This is a genomic window from Streptomyces sp. NPDC053426 (genome assembly GCF_055585405.1).
Window position 1 is genome coordinate 17,802 of sequence record NZ_JBVJKE010000022.1, and the last position, 14,376, is coordinate 32,177.

General features: G+C 70.9%; 15 protein-coding genes. 8 read left to right on the forward strand and 7 right to left on the reverse strand.

Annotated features, from left to right (window positions below; genetic code table 11):
- Positions 1 to 8: 8 nt before the first annotated feature.
- From ACZ62B_RS33245 to ACZ62B_RS33275, 7 genes are all read left to right on the forward strand, one after another.
- On the forward strand, positions 9 to 1,010 hold the full coding sequence (locus ACZ62B_RS33245) for a proline racemase family protein (RefSeq protein ID WP_344558690.1): 1,002 nt from the start codon (positions 9 to 11) through the stop codon (positions 1,008 to 1,010).
- Entirely contained in the window at positions 1,007 to 1,666 is a 660-nt protein-coding gene (locus ACZ62B_RS33250) for a GntR family transcriptional regulator (protein ID WP_344558692.1), read from the forward strand. The genes ACZ62B_RS33245 and ACZ62B_RS33250 overlap by 4 nt, the downstream gene beginning before the upstream one ends.
- 58 nt (positions 1,667 to 1,724) lie before the next feature.
- Entirely contained in the window at positions 1,725 to 2,723 is a 999-nt protein-coding gene (locus tag ACZ62B_RS33255; RefSeq protein ID WP_217133157.1) for a LacI family DNA-binding transcriptional regulator, read from the forward strand.
- A gap of 136 nt (positions 2,724 to 2,859) precedes the next feature.
- Entirely contained in the window at positions 2,860 to 4,203 is a 1,344-nt protein-coding gene (locus ACZ62B_RS33260) for an ABC transporter substrate-binding protein (RefSeq protein ID WP_468890005.1), read from the forward strand.
- Positions 4,204 to 4,206: 3 nt separating this feature from the next.
- Positions 4,207 to 5,160: a carbohydrate ABC transporter permease gene (locus ACZ62B_RS33265; RefSeq protein WP_344558698.1), complete on the forward strand. Its 954-nt coding sequence runs from the start codon at positions 4,207 to 4,209 to the stop codon at positions 5,158 to 5,160.
- Positions 5,157 to 6,023 carry a carbohydrate ABC transporter permease gene (locus tag ACZ62B_RS33270; RefSeq protein ID WP_073935091.1) on the forward strand — a complete coding sequence of 289 codons (867 nt, stop codon included), beginning with the start codon at positions 5,157 to 5,159 and terminating at the stop codon, positions 6,021 to 6,023. The genes ACZ62B_RS33265 and ACZ62B_RS33270 overlap by 4 nt, the downstream gene beginning before the upstream one ends.
- A gap of 37 nt (positions 6,024 to 6,060) precedes the next feature.
- Positions 6,061 to 7,644, forward strand: a complete 1,584-nt coding sequence (locus ACZ62B_RS33275) for a glycoside hydrolase family 13 protein (RefSeq protein WP_469693184.1) — start codon at positions 6,061 to 6,063, stop codon at positions 7,642 to 7,644.
- 28 nt (positions 7,645 to 7,672) lie between these two features.
- On the opposite strand, the gene ACZ62B_RS33280 is transcribed toward ACZ62B_RS33275, so the two are convergent.
- Genes ACZ62B_RS33280 through ACZ62B_RS33295 form a run of 4 tightly spaced genes read right to left on the reverse strand, consistent with a single transcriptional unit; the run spans position 7,673 to position 11,014 of the window.
- A complete protein-coding gene (locus tag ACZ62B_RS33280; RefSeq protein WP_469693186.1) occupies positions 7,673 to 8,476 on the reverse strand; it encodes an ABC transporter ATP-binding protein in 804 nt (267 codons plus the stop codon).
- Positions 8,477 to 8,496: 20 nt separating this feature from the next.
- Positions 8,497 to 9,276, reverse strand: a complete 780-nt coding sequence (locus ACZ62B_RS33285) for an ABC transporter permease (protein WP_469693188.1) — start codon at positions 9,274 to 9,276, stop codon at positions 8,497 to 8,499.
- Complete coding sequence (locus ACZ62B_RS33290; protein WP_344558706.1) at positions 9,273 to 10,046, reverse strand: ABC transporter permease; 774 nt, start codon at positions 10,044 to 10,046, stop codon at positions 9,273 to 9,275. The genes ACZ62B_RS33285 and ACZ62B_RS33290 overlap by 4 nt, the downstream gene beginning before the upstream one ends.
- Complete coding sequence (locus tag ACZ62B_RS33295; protein WP_469693190.1) at positions 10,043 to 11,014, reverse strand: ABC transporter substrate-binding protein; 972 nt, start codon at positions 11,012 to 11,014, stop codon at positions 10,043 to 10,045. The genes ACZ62B_RS33290 and ACZ62B_RS33295 overlap by 4 nt, the downstream gene beginning before the upstream one ends.
- Before the next feature lie 240 nt (positions 11,015 to 11,254).
- Here ACZ62B_RS33295 and ACZ62B_RS33300 point away from each other — a divergent pair, with 240 nt between their 5' ends.
- Positions 11,255 to 12,070 carry an IclR family transcriptional regulator domain-containing protein gene (locus tag ACZ62B_RS33300; protein ID WP_344558710.1) on the forward strand — a complete coding sequence of 272 codons (816 nt, stop codon included), beginning with the start codon at positions 11,255 to 11,257 and terminating at the stop codon, positions 12,068 to 12,070.
- On the opposite strand, the gene ACZ62B_RS33305 is transcribed toward ACZ62B_RS33300, so the two are convergent.
- The 3 genes from ACZ62B_RS33305 to ACZ62B_RS33315 are packed head-to-tail and all read right to left on the reverse strand — an operon-like array spanning position 12,021 to position 14,193.
- Positions 12,021 to 12,959, reverse strand: a complete 939-nt coding sequence (locus ACZ62B_RS33305; RefSeq protein ID WP_344558712.1) for a PDR/VanB family oxidoreductase — start codon at positions 12,957 to 12,959, stop codon at positions 12,021 to 12,023. The two genes, ACZ62B_RS33300 and ACZ62B_RS33305, sit on opposite strands and share 50 nt — an antisense overlap.
- Positions 12,956 to 13,126: a hypothetical protein gene (locus tag ACZ62B_RS33310; protein ID WP_184826593.1), complete on the reverse strand. Its 171-nt coding sequence runs from the start codon at positions 13,124 to 13,126 to the stop codon at positions 12,956 to 12,958. The genes ACZ62B_RS33305 and ACZ62B_RS33310 overlap by 4 nt, the downstream gene beginning before the upstream one ends.
- The gene (locus ACZ62B_RS33315) at positions 13,123 to 14,193 is read right to left on the reverse strand and encodes a Rieske 2Fe-2S domain-containing protein (RefSeq protein ID WP_468877347.1); all 1,071 of its coding nucleotides are present in this window, start codon (positions 14,191 to 14,193) and stop codon (positions 13,123 to 13,125) included. The genes ACZ62B_RS33310 and ACZ62B_RS33315 overlap by 4 nt, the downstream gene beginning before the upstream one ends.
- Positions 14,194 to 14,376 lie beyond the last annotated feature (183 nt).

Consider the following 14,376-nt stretch of genomic DNA (forward strand, 5'->3'; position numbering starts at 1 on the left):
GGCCGGACATGCGCAGCAAGCTCGTCCTGCACGCCGTCGACTCGCACACCGAGGGCATGCCGACCCGCGTCATCACCGGCGGCATCGGCGCCATCCCGGGCGCGACGATGAACGAACGACGCCTGTACTTCCGTGAACACCGCGACGACGTCAAGCAGTTGCTGATGAACGAGCCGCGCGGGCACTCCGCGATGAGCGGCGCGATCCTCCAGCCGCCGACCCGGCCCGACTGCGACTGGGGCGTCGTCTACATCGAGGTCTCCGGCTACCTCCCGATGTGCGGGCACGGCACGATCGGCGTCGCGACGGTGCTCGTCGAGACCGGCATGGTCGAGGTCGCCGAACCGGTCACCACCATCCGCCTGGACACCCCCGCCGGGGTCGTCGTCGCCGAGGTGGCGGTCGAGGACGGCGCCGCCACCGCCGTGACCCTGCGCAACGTGCCGTCCTTCGCCGTCGCCCTCGACCGGAAGGCCACCCTGCCCGACGGACGCACGGTGACCTACGACCTCGCCTTCGGCGGCAACTTCTACGCCATCCTGCCGCTGGACCGGCTCGGACTGCCCTACGACCGGTCCCGCAAGGACGACATCCTCGCGGCCGGCCTGTCCCTGATGGAGGCGATCAACGCCGAGGGGGAACCCGTCCACCCCGAGGACCCGTCCATCCACGGCTGTCACCATGTGCAGGTGACCGCTCCCGACGCCACCGCCCGCCACTCCCGGCACGCCATGGTGATCCACCCCGGCTGGTTCGACCGCTCGCCCTGCGGCACCGGCACCAGCGCCCGCATGGCCCAGCTCCACGCGCGCGGCGAACTCCCGCTGCACACCGAGTTCGTGAACGAGTCCTTCATCGGCACCCGGTTCACCGGCCGGCTGCTCGGCACCACCGAGGTGGCCGGCCGCCCGGCGGTGCTGCCCAGCTTCACCGGCCGGGCCTGGATCACGGGCACCGCGCAGTACCTGCTGGACCCGCGCGACCCGTTCCCGGCGGGGTTCGTCCTGTGAACACCGCCCTCTCCGACCTGGGCGGCCGCAGGCCCAGCTACCGCGAACGGGTCGCGGACGCGCTGCGGGCCGCGCTGATCGCCGGGGAACTGCGCCCCGGCGAGGTGTACTCGGCCCCCGCCCTCGCCGCACGCTTCGGGGTCTCCGCCACCCCCGTGCGCGAGGCCATGCTCGACCTCGCCAAGGAGGGGCTGGTCGACACCGTGCCCAACAAGGGCTTCCGGGTCACCGCCGTCTCCGAGCGACAGCTCGACGAGTACACCCACATCCGGGCGCTCATCGAGATCCCGACGACGGCCCACCTGGCCGCCACCGCGGACCCGGTGGCGCTCCGGGCGCTGCGTCCGGTCGCCGAGGAGATCGTCACCGCCGCCGCGGCCGGCGACCTCATCGCGTACATCGAGGCCGACCAGCGCTTCCACCTCGGGCTGCTGGCGCTCGCCGGCAACGGTCACCTGGTCGAGGTGGTCCGGGACCTGCGCCGGCGCGCACGGCTGTACGGGCTGACCGCGCTGGTGGAGCAGGGGCGGCTGGAGGCGTCGGCCGAGGAGCACCTGGAGCTGCTCGACGCGCTGCTCGCCCGGGACACGGAGACCGTACGGGCCGTGATGACCCGCCACCTCGGACACGTCCGAGGGCTCTGGGCGGCACCTTGACAACAGATTTGCGCGGAGACGCAAGCGGCTTGCGTTTCTTGCGCTACTCTTGCGTGTCATGACACGACGACTTGCTGTGGTGGCGAAGAAGGTCGGGGTCAGCGAGGCCACGGTCAGCCGGGTGCTCAACGGCAAGCCCGGAGTCTCCGAGGCCACCCGGCAGGCCGTGCTCTCCGCCCTGGACGTGCTCGGCTACGAGCGGCCCACCCAGCTGCGCGGTGAGCGCGCCCGGCTGGTCGGCCTGGTCCTGCCCGAGCTGCAGAACCCCATCTTCCCGGCCTTCGCGGAGGTCATCGGCGGTGCGCTGGCCCAGCTCGGCCTGACACCGGTGCTGTGCACCCAGACCCGGGGCGGGGTCTCCGAGGCGGACTACGTGGACCTGCTGCTCCAGCAGCAGGTGTCCGGCGTGGTGTTCGCCGGCGGGCTGTACGCCCAGGCCGACGCGCCCCACGACCACTACCGGCGGCTCGCCGAGCGCAACATTCCGGTGGTCCTCGTCAACGCGGCGATCGAGCACCTCGGTTTCCCCGCCGTGTCGTGCGACGACGCCGTGGCCGTGGAGCAGGCCTGGCGGCATCTGGCCTCGCTCGGCCACGAGCGCATCGGTCTTGTGCTCGGCCCCGGCGACCACATGCCCTCGGCCCGCAAACTGGCCGCCGCCCGCGCGGTCGCCGGCGAGGTGCCCGAAGAGCACGTCGCCCGCGCCATGTTCTCCATCGAGGGCGGACACGCCGCCGCCTCCCGGCTCATCGAGCGGGGCGTCACCGGCTTCATCTGCGCCAGCGACCCCCTCGCCCTCGGTGTCGTACGGGCCGCCCGCCGCAAGGGACTCGACGTGCCCGGGCGGATATCCGTCGTGGGATACGACGACTCGGCGCTGATGAACTGCACGGAGCCCCCGCTCACCACCGTCCGGCAGCCCATCGAGGCCATGGGCAAGGCGGTGGTGGAACTGCTGAACGCGCAGATCAGCGGCAGTGCGGTGGCCCCCGAGGAGCTTTTGTTCGAACCCGAGCTGGTGGTGCGGGGGTCGACCGCCCAGGCGCCCCGTTCCTGAGATCCACTCCACTGTCGAATAATTTCAAATTCTGCGCGACATCTTGCGGACCGATGTCGTCGGTGCTTGAGTGTGCCCCGCCCACCGCTCCTGTTCCGAGGGGTTCACTCGCTCCTGTCCCTTAAGGGGTCCACCGATGAGAAACACCGGGATCCGTCGTACCCTCGTCGCGCTAGGCGTCGGCGCGCTCGCGCTCACCGCCTGCGGATCGGACGACGACGAAGCCGCCGGCGGCAAGACCCGCATCACCGTCAACTGCATGCCGCCCAAGAGCGCCAAGGTCGACCGGCAGTTCTTCGAGGAGGACATCGCCGCCTTCGAGAAGAAGAACCCCGGCATCGACGTCGTCCCGCACGACGCGTTCCCCTGCCAGGACCCGAAGACGTTCGACGCCAAACTCGCCGGCGGGCAGATGGAGGACGTCTTCTACACGTACTTCACCGACGCGCGGCACGTCGTCGACATCGACCAGGCGGCCGATCTCACCCCGTACGTCAAGGAGTTGAAGAGCTACGACACCATCCAGCAGCAACTGCGGGACATCTACACCGTCGACGGCAAGGTCTACGGCATCCCGCGCACCGGCTACTCGATGGGCCTGATCTACAACCGGGAACTCTTCGAGAAGGCCGGACTCGACCCGGACCGGCCGCCCACCACCTGGGACGAGGTCCGCGACGCCGCCAAGAAGATCGCCGCGCTCGGCGACGGCACCGTCGGCTACGCCGACTACAGCGCCCAGAACCAGGGCGGCTGGCACTTCACCGCCGAGCTCTACTCCCGGGGCGGCGACGTGGTGAGCGCCGACGGCGAGAAGGCCACCATCGACACCCCCGAGGGCCGCGCCGTGCTCCGGACCCTGCACGACATGCGGTGGAAGGACGAGTCGATGGGCAGCAAGCAACTGCTCGTCATCAACGACGTCCAGCAGATGATGGGCGCCGGCAAGCTCGGCATGTACCTCGCCGCCCCCGACAACATCCCGATCCTCGTCAAGGAGAAGGGCGCCGAGTACGAGAACATCGCCCTCGCCCCCATGCCCGGCGGCGAAGGCACCCTCATCGGCGGCGACGGCTACATGTTCGACAAGAACGCCTCACCCGAGCAGATCCGCGCCGGCCTCAAGTGGCTCGACCACATGTTCCTCACCCCCGGTGACGGATTCCTCGGTGACTACGCCCGCGCCAAGAAGAACGACGCCCCGGTCGGCCTGCCCGAACCCCGCCTGTTCACCGGCGCCGCCGACGACAAGGACCAGCAGGTCAAGAAGGCCAACGCCAACGTCCCGGTGGAGAACTACCAGTCCTTCCTCGACGGCAACCAGCGACTGGAGATGAAGATCGAGCCGCCGCACGCCCAGCAGCTCTACTCCGTCCTCGACGGTGTCGTCTCCGCCGTCCTCACCAAGGAGGACGCGGACATCGACCGGCTCCTGAAGGACGCCTCCGGCAAGATCGACGGCATCCTGGCCCGGAGCTGACCGGTGACGAAGACGGTTGAACGGCCGGCCGCGGCCGTGCGGGTCCGTCCGGTGAAGGCGCCGTCCCCGGCAGGGGACCGGAGACGGCGCCGCCTCACCGGCCATCTGCGCGCCTACGGCTTCCTCCTCGGCGGACTCGTCTGCTTCGCCCTGTTCTCCTGGTACCCGGCGATCCGCGCCGTCGTGATCGCCTTCCAGAAGTACACGCCGGGCTCCGACCCCGAATGGGTCGGCACCGCCAACTTCACCCGGGTCCTCAACGACCCCGAGTTCGGCGCCGCCTGGCGCAACACGCTCACCTTCACCCTGCTCGCCCTGCTGATCGGCTTCGCGATCCCCTTCGTCCTGGCCCTCGTGCTCAACGAACTGAGGCACGCCAAGGCATTCTTCCGGGTCGTCGTCTATCTCCCGGTGATGATCCCGCCGGTCGTCAGCGCCCTGCTGTGGAAGTGGTTCTACGACCCCGGCGCCGGCCTCGCCAACGAGGCGCTGCGCTTCCTCCACCTGCCCACCTCGAACTGGTCCAACGGCGCCGACACCGCACTGCTCTCCCTGGTCATCGTCGCCACCTGGGCCAACATGGGCGGCACCGTCCTCATCTACCTCGCCGCCCTGCAGTCCATCCCCGGCGAGCTGTACGAGGCCGCCGAACTCGACGGGGCGGGCCTCCTCCAGCGCATCCGCCATGTGACGATCCCGCAGACCAGGTTCGTCATCCTCATGCTGATGCTGCTCCAGATCATCGCCACCATGCAGGTGTTCACCGAACCCTTCGTGATCACCGGCGGCGGCCCCGAGAACGCGACCGTGACCGTCCTCTACCTCATCTACAAGTACGCCTTCCTCTACAACGACTTCGGCGGCGCCTGCGCGCTGAGCGTGATGCTCCTCGCCCTCCTCGGCGCGTTCTCCGCCGTCTACCTCCGTCTCACCCGCTCCGGAGAGGAGGCCGCATGAGCAGCACCACCCGCACCCTCGTCTCGCCGGCGGTGCTGGCCCGCCCGCGCGGCAGGGCCGTCTACTGGACCGTGTTCACCGGCATCGTCGTGCTGTTCGCGCTCGCCTTCCTCTTCCCCGTCTACTGGATGGCGAGCGGCGCGATGAAGTCACCCGACGAGGTGGCCCGCACCCCGCCCACCCTCCTCCCGGAGAGCTGGAGCACCAGCGGGTACACCGACGCCTGGGAGCTGATGGAACTGCCCACGCACCTGTGGAACACGGTGGTGCAGGCGGCCGGCGCCTGGCTGTTCCAGCTGGTGTTCTGCACGGCCGCCGCCTACGCCCTGTCCAAGCTCCGGCCCGCCTTCGGCAAGCTGATCCTCGGCGGCATCCTCGCCACGCTGATGGTCCCGGCGCAGGCCCTGGTCGTACCGAAGTACCTGACCGTGGCCGACCTCGGCCTGCTCAACGACCCGCTCGCCATCTGGCTGCCGGCCGTCGCCAACGCCTTCAACCTCTACCTGCTCAAGCGGTTCTTCGACCAACTGCCCAGGGACGTGCTCGAAGCCGCGGAGATGGACGGCGCGGGGAAGCTGCGCACCCTGTGGTCGATCGTGCTGCCCATGTCGCGGCCGGTGCTCGGAGTGGTGTCGATCTTCGCCCTGGTCGCCGTGTGGCAGGACTTCCTGTGGCCGCTCATGGTCTTCTCCGACACCGGCAAACAGCCGATCAGCGTGGCCCTCGTGCAACTGTCGCAGAACATCCAGCTGACCGTGCTCATCGCCGCGATGGTGATCGCCAGCATCCCCATGGTCGCGCTGTTCCTCGTCTTCCAGCGGCACATCATCGCCGGAATCAGCGCGGGCAGCACCAAGGGCTGACGCCGGAAACCCCTCACAGAAGAGAAAGGCACGCACCGTGGGACAGCCCACCCCTGCCCTGAACGACGACTGGTGGCGCTCCGCCGTCATCTACCAGGTGTACGTCCGCAGCTTCGCCGACGGCGACGGCGACGGCACCGGCGACCTCGCGGGTGTCCGCGCCAGGCTGCCGTACCTCGCCGAACTCGGCGTGGACGCCCTGTGGTTCAACCCCTGGTACCTGTCCCCGATGAAGGACGGCGGCTACGACGTCGCCGACTACCGGACGATCGACCCGGCCTTCGGCACCCTCGCCGAGGCGGAGAAACTCATCGCCGAGGCCCGGGAACTGGACATCCGCACGATCGTCGACATCGTGCCGAACCATGTCTCCGACCAGCACCCCTGGTTCCGGGCCGCGCTCGCCGGCGGCCCCGAACGGGAACTGTTCCACTTCCGCCCCGGCCGTGGTGAGCACGGTGAACTCCCGCCGAACGACTGGCGGTCGGAGTTCGGCGGCCCCGCCTGGAGCAGGCTGCCGGACGGCGACTGGTACCTCCACCTGTTCGCCCCCGAGCAGCCCGACCTCAACTGGGCCCATCCCGCCGTCCGCCAGGAGCACGAGGACATCCTGCGCTTCTGGTTCGAGCGGGGCGTGGCCGGCGTGCGCATCGACTCGGCCGCACTGCTGGTGAAGGACCCCCGGCTGCCCGACTTCGTCGAGGACCGCGACCCGCACCCCTACGTCGACCGCGACGAACTCCACGACGTCTACCGGGGCTGGCGGGCCGTCGCCGACGAGTACGGCGGCGTCTTCGTCGGCGAGGTCTGGCTCCCCGACACCGAGCGCTTCGCCCGCTACCTCCGTCCCGACGAACTGCACACCGCGTTCAACTTCTCCTTCATGACCTGCCCCTGGGACGCGGCACGACTGCGCACCTCCATCGAGGACACCCTCGCCGAACACGCGCCGATCGGCGCCCCCGCCACCTGGGTGCTGTGCAACCACGACGTCACCCGCACGGTCACCCGCTACGGCCGCGCCGACACCGGCTTCGACTTCGCCACCAAGGCCTTCGGCACCCCGACCGACCTCGCCCTCGGCACCCGCCGGGCCCGCGCCGCCGCCCTGCTCTCCCTGGCCCTGCCCGGCGCGGTCTACGTCTACCAGGGCGAGGAACTCGGCCTGCCCGAGGCCGACATCCCGCTCGACCGCATCGAGGACCCCATGCACGCCCGCTCCGGGGGCACCGACCCCGGCCGCGACGGGTGCAGGGTGCCACTGCCGTGGACGGCCGACGCGCCGCACGCCGGGTTCGGCGGCGAACCGTGGCTGCCGCAGCCCGCCGGCTGGGCGTCGTACGCGGCCGACCGGCAGGCGCGGGACCCCGGCTCGATGCTCGCCCTCTACCGGGAGGCGATCCGCCTGCGCCCGGCCTTCGGCGACGGCCCGCTCACCTGGCTCCCCACCGCCGACGGCGTGCTCGCCTTCACCCGCGCGGACGGCGGCACCCTCTGCGTGGTGAACCTCGCGGACACGCCCGCCGCCCTCCCGGCCCACACCGCGCCGCTCCTCGCCAGCGGTCCCCTGGACCCCGACGGACGACTGCCGAAGGACACCGCGGTCTGGCTGCGCGCCTGAGGCCCGCTCCGGGATCGCACCGCGCTGTTCAGCGAAGCGGAGGCGTATCCGTCCTGGCCGTGGCCACTCCGCGCTTCGCCGCCTGGATCCGCTCGTACACGTGGGTCCGCAGCTCGGCGAAGCGCGGGGCCACGCGGGTGCTCAACTGGTCCCGCTCGGCGGGCAGATCGACCTTCAGCTGCTCCTGGACGACGGTGGGGGAGGCGGACAGCACGAGCACCCGCTCGCCGAGGTACACCGCCTCGTCGATGTCATGGGTGACGAACAGGACCGTGATCCCGCGCTCCCGCCACAACCGCCGTACCAGGTCCTCCAGATCGGCACGGGTCTGCGCGTCCACCGCCGCGAACGGCTCGTCCATCAGCAGCACCTCGGGCTCGTACGCCAGCGCCCGCGCGATCGCCACCCGCTGCTGCATTCCGCCGGAGAGCTGCCACGGGTACGCCCCGGCCGCGTCCGCGAGGCCCACCGAGGCGAGGGCGTCCGCGACCAGTCCGCGGCGCCGCGCCTTGCCCAGGTCCTTCTGTTTCAACGGGAGTTCGACGTTCTGGCCGACCCGCATCCACGGGAACAGGCTGCGCCCGTACTCCTGGAACACGAACGCCATGCCGGGTGGCGGACCGTCCACCTTCCGTCCGGCCAGCAACACCTCACCGGCCGTCGGTTCGAGCAGTCCGCCCACGCACTTCAGCAGCGTCGTCTTGCCGCAGCCCGACGGGCCGACCAGACAGACCAGTTCACCGGCCGTCACGGTGAAGGTCAGGTCGCGCACCGCCTCGACGTGCCGCCCCGACCCCTCGTACACCTTCCGCAGACCGCGTACGTCGAGCATGGACCGCCCTTTCACGAGTGTCACCTGGGCCGCCGGACGGCGGCGCGCAGGCCGTGGTACCAGCCGAGCGCCCGCCGCTCGACCAGCTGGAAGAGGACCGAGAGGACGAAGCCGAGCAGACCGAGCAGCAGGATGCCGGTCCACATGCCGGGGATCGCGAAGGAGCGCTGGAACTGCACGATGGTGAAGCCGAGACCGTTGCTGGCGGCGAACATCTCGCTGATCACCATCAGGATGATGCCGATCGACAGCGCCTGCCGCAGCCCCGCGAAGATCTGCGGGCTCGCCGACGGCAGCACCACGTCCTTCAGGCGCGCGGCGCCCGTGACGCCGTAGGAGCGGGCCGTCTCGGTCATCACCGCGTCGACCGCCCGCACGCCCTCGACCGTGTTGAGCAGCACCGGCCAGACGCAGCCGCTGGCGATGACGACGATCTTCATGGTGTCGCCGATGCCCGCGAACAGCATGATCACCGGCACCAGCACCGGCGGCGGCACGGCCCGCAGGAACTCCAGCACCGGCTCGCACACCGCGCGCACCCTCCGGTACGAGCCGATCAGCGTGCCGAGCGCGACACCGACGACGGCGGCGAGGGTGTAACCCGCCGTGAGCCGCAGCACGCTGGGCAGCACGTCACCGCGCCACCGCGCACCGGTCCACACGTCCGGGAAGGTCTCCAGGATCGTGCGCAGCGGCGGCCAGTACACGTCCTCGCTGCCGGACGAGGACACCCACCACACCGCCACCAGCACCACGGGCAGCGCGAGCGCGGACACCAGGCGCAGCAGCAGCCGCCTCACACCGCCACCTCCCCGCGCACCGACTGGTGCCAGGCCAGCGCCCGCCGCTCCACCGACCGGGCCCCGACGTTGACCAGCAGTCCGAGCAGTCCGGCGACGACGATCAGCGCGTACATCTCGGGCACCGCCTGCGAGGTCTGCGCCACGGCGATCCGGGCGCCCAGCCCCGGTGCGCCGATGACGAGTTCGGCGGTGATGGTGAGGATCAGCGCGACCGCCGCCGCCAGCCGCACCCCGGTCATCACATACGGCAGCGCGGTCGGCCACAGTACGTGCCGGATCCGCGCCCAGGGGCCGAGCCCGTACGACCGTGCCGTCTCCTCGGCGACCGGGTCGACGTCCTGGACGCCGTACAGGACCTGGATCAGCACCTGCCAGAAGGAGGCGTACACGACCAGGATCAGCACCGATTCCAGTTCGGTGCCGTACAGCAGCACCGCCAGCGGGATCAGCGCGACCGACGGGATGGGGCGCAGGAACTCGATCGTGGACGCCGTCGCCTCGCGCAGATACGGCACCACCGACAGGACCACCCCGGCGACGATCCCCGCGCCGACCGCGATCGCCAGGCCCAGCGCCCAGCCGGTGAGGGTGTCGCCGAGCGCGGTCCAGAAGGCGCCGTCCGCGAGCTCCGTGCCGAGCGCGTCGGCGATCCGGCCGGCCGGCGGGAAGTAGTCCTCCTCGACCAGCCCGAGCCGCGGCACCGCCTCCGCGAGGAGGAGGAAGGCCGCGAGCCCGACCGCGCCGAGAGCGGCGTTCGCACCCCTCACGGCAGCAGCTCGTCCAGGTCCGGTGCCTGCTCGAACAAGCCGTCCTGCGCCCCCAGTTCCGCCAGCCGTTCGATGGCGGCGCGGTTGGGCTCGGCCGGCCACTTCGGCAGGGTCACCTTCGCCAGCACGTCCGCGGGGATCTTCGTGTACGTGGTGACGATCTCGCGCACCTCGTCGGGGTGGGAGTCGGCGTAGGCCAGGGACTCGGCGGTGGCCTCCTGGAACTTCTTCACCACCTCCGGGTTCTCCCGCGCGTACTCGGTGGAGGTGAAGTACATGGCGACGGTCAGCTTCGGAGCGATGTCGATCATGGGGGAGGCGATCTCGCGGCCGCCCTGGCTCTTGATGGTGGCCAGCGCCGGTTCCACCACCATCGCCGCGTCGATCCGCCCGCCGTCGAGCGCGGCCGGCATCTGGTCGAAGGCCAGCTCGACCAGCTCCACCTTGTCGGGATCGCCGCCCGCCTTGCGCACCGAGGCGCGCACCGCTGTCTCGTTGATGTTCTTCAGGGTGTTGATGGCGACCTTCTTGCCCTCCAGGTCCTTCGCCGACTTGATGGGGCTGTCGCCCTTGACGGTGAGCGCCTCGAAGTCGTTGCCCACCTCACCGGTCGAGGCGATGCCGTTCGCCACCGCCTTCACCGGCACGTCGTTGGACCGGGCGATCATCAGCGAGGTCATGTTGGAGAACCCGAACTCGAACTGGCCGCTGGCCACGCCGGGCACGATGGCGGCGCCGCCCTGCGCACTGGAGAAGTCGAGCTTCAGTCCGCGCTCGCTGAAGAAGCCCTTCTTCTGGCCCAGGTACAGGGGCGCCACGTCGACGATGGGGATGAGACCCACCGTCACGGTGGTGGTGCCGCCGGACGAGCCGGCCTCGTCCGACCCGCCGGAGTCGGACGAGCCGCAGGCCGTCGCGGCGGTCAGGACGGATGCGGCCGTGAGGCCGATGAGCAGACGACGACGCATGACTGTGACTCCCGCGGTGGGACCGGACCGGATACTCCGACAGGCTGTGCGCAGAGAGAACGAACGTGCCGATCGGGAACGTAGGGCCCGCGCCGAGACACGGTCAATCCCCGTACACCGTCCAATCGTCAACGATCGCATCGTGGACAACCGCTCCGGTGCGGACGCATCGTTGACAGCCGTGGCGCGCACTCATAGCGTGCGCGACGCGTACGTTCGTACGTCTTCCCGGAGGCCACGATGACCGTTGACGTCCGCGGACCGCACTTCGTCCGGTCCTTCGAGCGGGGCCTCGCCGTCATCCGGGCCTTCGACGCCGAGCACCCGGCGCTGACCCTGAGCGAGGTCGCCCGCGCCTGCGAACTGACCCGCGCGGCGGCCCGCCGCTTCCTGCTCACGCTGGCCGACCTCGGCTACGTCCACACCGACGGCCGGCGCTTCCGCCTCACCCCGCGGGTGCTGGAGCTCGGCTACTCCTACCTCGCCGGGTTCACGCTGCCGCAGATCGCCGAGCCGCATCTGGAGCGGCTCGTCGCGCAGGTGCGGGAGTCGTCCTCGCTGTGCGTGCTGGACGGCGACGACGTGGTGTACGTCGCCCGCGTCCCCACCAGCCGCATCATGACGGCGTCGATCACGGTCGGCACCCGCTTCCCCGCCCATCTGACCTCCGTGGGCCGGGTGATCCTCGCCGGTCTGCCGGACGCCGAGATCGACGCCCGGCTGGCCCGCGCCGACCTGCGCCCGCACACCTCCCGCACCCTCGTCTCGGCGGACGCCCTGCGCGCCGAACTGCGCCGGGTGCGCCGCCAGGGTCACGCGCTCGTCGACCAGGAACTGGAGGAGGGACTCAGGTCGGTCGCCGCGCCGGTGCGGGACCGGGACGGCGAGGTGGTGGCCGGCGTGAACATCGCGGTGCACGCCGGCCGCAACTCCGTGGAGTCCGTACGCCGGGACCTGCTGCCCCACCTGCTGGCGACGGTCGCCCGGATCGACGCCGACCTGAGGATCACAGGTCCAGCACGAGCCGCCGGCCGCGACACCGGGACACACAGATGAGCATGGTCTCCCCGGCCGCCCGTTCCTCCTCGGTGAGCACCGAGTCACGGTGGTCCGGCTCGCCCTCCAGCACGTCGGTCTCACAGGTGCCGCAGGTGCCCTCCGCGCAGGAGTAGAGCACCTCGACGCCCGCTCCGCGCACCGTGTCCAGGACGGAGACGTCCGGCGGGACGGTGAGCGTCCGGCCACTGCGGGCCAGTACGACCTCGAACTCGCGGTCGGTCACGCTGTGTTGTGTCGTGGGACGGAACCGCTCCACGCGCAGCACCCCGGCCGGGCACCGCTCCTCGACCGCGTCGAGCAGCGGACCGGGACCGCAGCAGTAGACGAGGGTGTCCTCCGGGAGCCCGGCCAGCACCGGGGCGAGGGCCGGCAGCCCGGTCTCGTCCTCGGGGGCGAGCGTGACCCGCTCCCCGTACCGGGCCAGCTCCCCGGTGAACGCCATGGAGGCGCGGGTGCGCCCGCCGTACAGCAGCGTCCAGTCGGCGCCCGCCGCCTCGGCCGCGGCCAGCATCGGCAGGATAGGGGTGATGCCGATGCCGCCCGCGACGAAGCGGTAACCTCCGGCGGGCTCCAGCCGGAAGTGGTTGCGGGGTCCGCGCGCCCGTACCTCGTCGCCCGGCCGTACCCGCTCGTGCACATGCGCGGAGCCACCGCGCCCGTCCCGCTCGCGCAGGACGGCGATCCGCCAGCGGTCCCGGTCGGCCGGGTCCCCGCACAGCGAGTACTGCCGCTCCAGACCCGGTCCGAGCACCAGGTCGATGTGCGCGCCCGGCTCCCAGGCGGGCAGCTCCGCGCCCGACGGATGCCGCAAGGTGAGGACGAGAACGTCCACGGCCGCCGACTCCCGCCGCTCCACGACGAGTTCGATGCCGTCGTACGAGGTCATGCACCGGCTCCTCGTGGCTCGTGCCCCCGCGGATGGGCGAGCATCCACTCCCACATCTCGACCGGGTCCTGAGCGGTGTGCTCACGCCCGCAGTGGCAGGTGCCGTGCAGCAGATCGGTGCCCGGCAGCCAGTCGACGCGGTAGACCTCGCCGGTGCGCTCGCTCATCGGACCCTCTCCACGGGCTTGTCGCCCTCCTCCACCAGCCGGGCGAGGATGCGGCGGGCGGCCAGACCACCGGTGTCGATGTTGATGCTCAGCTCCTGGTAGCCGGCGCGTTCGGTGCCGAGGGAACGCTGGAGCAGGTTGAGCGCGTCGACGTCCTGCATGACGACCGTGTGGTTGTTGCTCCGCAGGAACTCGCTCACCTCGGCGTCGTCGGTGGCCCAGTCCCGCGAGACCGCCCAGAAGTCGTACACCTTGCCGTCGGCGGACGGCGTGATGGCGTACGTGATCTCGGTGTGGAAGCCGCCCGGGTCGCTGCCGTCCGCCTCGGGCAGCACACCCACCGGGGCGATCCTGCTGTGCAGCAGATACAGGCACGGCGCGTGGTACTCGATGTCCTGCCAGCGGGTGATCCGGCCGTCGATCCCGGTCGACCGGGCGTAGAACGGCGGGCACGCCGCGTCGTCCATGTGCCGGCTCACCCGTACGATCCCGGCGCCCTCGTCGACCTCGGTGGTGATCGGCGTCTCGGCGACCTCGGGGGTGCCGATGTAGCCGCCGTGCAGATAGGTCTCGTGGGAGAGGTCGAGGAGGTTGTCGACGAGCAGCCCGTGGTCGCAGTCGATGGGCTCCATGCCCCGCACGGTCACCCAGCCGGGGGAGTCCAGGTGCCGGGCCCGCGGAACGCTCCCCGCGTCGGCGAGCGCCGGGTCACCGATCCACACCCAGACCAGCGAGTCCTGCTCGACGACGGGGTAGGAGGCGACGCGCGCGGTGCGCGGCACCCGCTTCTGCCCCGGCACGTACACGCACGTGCCCGTGGTGTCGTAGGTGAACCCGTGGTACCCGCACACGATCCGGTCGCCGTCGAGTCGCGTCGGCGCCTCGGAGAGCGGGTAACGGCGGTGCACGCACCGGTCGTTGAGCACGACCGGTGTTCCGTCGCCCTCGGTCCGGTAGAGCACGAGAGGCTCCCCGAGCACCGTGCGTCCGAGCAACTCCCGGCCCACCTCGTGACTGTAGGCGGCGACGTACCACTGGTTCCTGGCGAAGGCGGTGATGTGCGGCATCGTTGCGGCTCCCGTCATCCCTCGACGTCGTGTCGCCACCACCATGACGACGCCGCCTCCGCCCCGGCAACGGGACTTCCGCCGGACGGAACCTCCCGCGAAGTTACCCGTGCGTTCCGCACGCCGGAGTGATGACAGCGGTGACTGTGCGGGACGGTGCGCCCCGTGACAGCGTCATGTCCG

What these genes read in the sequence shown, in the direction of transcription:
- ACZ62B_RS33245 (WP_344558690.1), top strand. Translation starts at nt 9, where the DNA reads ATGCGCAGCAAGCTCGTCCTGCACGCCGTCGACTCGCACACCGAGGGC.
- ACZ62B_RS33255 (WP_217133157.1), top strand. Translation starts at nt 1,725, where the DNA reads ATGACACGACGACTTGCTGTGGTGGCGAAGAAGGTCGGGGTCAGCGAG.
- ACZ62B_RS33260 (WP_468890005.1), top strand. Translation starts at nt 2,860, where the DNA reads ATGAGAAACACCGGGATCCGTCGTACCCTCGTCGCGCTAGGCGTCGGC.
- ACZ62B_RS33270 (WP_073935091.1), top strand. Translation starts at nt 5,157, where the DNA reads ATGAGCAGCACCACCCGCACCCTCGTCTCGCCGGCGGTGCTGGCCCGC.
- ACZ62B_RS33280 (WP_469693186.1), bottom strand. Translation starts at nt 8,476, where the DNA reads ATGCTCGACGTACGCGGTCTGCGGAAGGTGTACGAGGGGTCGGGGCGG.
- ACZ62B_RS33295 (WP_469693190.1), bottom strand. Translation starts at nt 11,014, where the DNA reads ATGCGTCGTCGTCTGCTCATCGGCCTCACGGCCGCATCCGTCCTGACC.
- ACZ62B_RS33300 (WP_344558710.1), top strand. Translation starts at nt 11,255, where the DNA reads ATGACCGTTGACGTCCGCGGACCGCACTTCGTCCGGTCCTTCGAGCGG.
- ACZ62B_RS33305 (WP_344558712.1), bottom strand. Translation starts at nt 12,959, where the DNA reads ATGACCTCGTACGACGGCATCGAACTCGTCGTGGAGCGGCGGGAGTCG.
- ACZ62B_RS33310 (WP_184826593.1), bottom strand. Translation starts at nt 13,126, where the DNA reads ATGAGCGAGCGCACCGGCGAGGTCTACCGCGTCGACTGGCTGCCGGGC.
- ACZ62B_RS33315 (WP_468877347.1), bottom strand. Translation starts at nt 14,193, where the DNA reads ATGCCGCACATCACCGCCTTCGCCAGGAACCAGTGGTACGTCGCCGCC.